Origin of the sequence: Rhodococcus sp. T2V, assembly GCF_029269925.1 — a bacterium.
Lineage (GTDB): Bacteria > Actinomycetota > Actinomycetes > Mycobacteriales > Mycobacteriaceae > Rhodococcus_F > Rhodococcus_F koreensis.
Map to the genome: position 1 here is coordinate 1 of NZ_JARJBD010000524.1, position 392 is coordinate 392.

General features: G+C 59.4%; 1 pseudogene. It reads left to right on the forward strand.

The features are described from left to right. Positions 1–198: pseudogene (gene gvpJ, locus P3H15_RS55245) on the forward strand (gas vesicle protein GvpJ); the annotation flags it as partial. Positions 199–392: the final 194 nt, after the last annotated feature.

A 392-nucleotide genomic window follows, 5' to 3' on the forward strand; every position in this document is an offset into this window, starting at 1 on the left:
AGCTCGAGTAGTCTCGCCGACGTCATCGACACCATCCTCGACAAGGGCCTCGTGATCGACGCGTACGTGCGGGTCTCGCTGGTCGGCATCGAACTGCTGACCATCGACGCCCGCGTCGTCGTCGCGAGCGTGGACACCTACCTGCGGTTCGCGGAGGCGGTGAACCGGCTCGAGATCGGCAGCGAACCGAAGGGGCTCGGCATACTGTTGGGTCCTGAGAGAACACGCAAGTGTTTTTTCTACAGGAAAGTAACGACAAGCAAGCACTGCAGGTCAAACCGCGGGCGTTGCGGAGGGTTTCGGCTCTTCTCGGTGTCTGGTCTGGTGTCTGTGTGGGTGGTTGGTTGTGTGTTGTTTGAGAACTGCACAGTGGACGCGAGCATCTTTGTTGT